General features: G+C 81.2%; 1 protein-coding gene. It reads right to left on the reverse strand.

All coding sequences use genetic code 11. The annotated features are described in order from the left end of the window. A partial coding sequence (locus FJR00_RS15900; RefSeq protein WP_202876707.1) for a hypothetical protein occupies positions 1 to 325 on the reverse strand: 325 nt, incomplete at both ends.

Genomic DNA, 325 nt, shown 5'->3' on the forward strand with positions numbered 1-325 from the left:
CCGTTCCCCGGGGCCGGCGGTGCCGGTGGGCGGGGTCGAGCTGGCCGTACCGGCCGGCGGGGTCGCGAGGGGTGGTCCTGGGGGTGTGCCGCCGTGGACGGCGGTGCAGGCTGCGTCGGTGCACCGGCCTCCGGCCGGGCACGGCACGGGAGCCGTCCCGGTGCTCCTCTGCTCCTCGCCGGGGCCGTCCTGGGGGCCGGCGCCGGCCTCGTCGTCGACGTGGGGGTCGTCCTGGGGGTCGGTGGGGGTGAGCAGGTCGCGGGCCAGGTCGGCGGGCAGGGGCCCGTACCCGGTCAGGTCGGCCGCGGCCGGGTCGCCGGCGAGC

It is taken from the genome of Ornithinimicrobium kibberense (assembly GCF_006519705.1).
Lineage (GTDB): Bacteria > Actinomycetota > Actinomycetes > Actinomycetales > Dermatophilaceae > Ornithinicoccus > Ornithinicoccus kibberensis.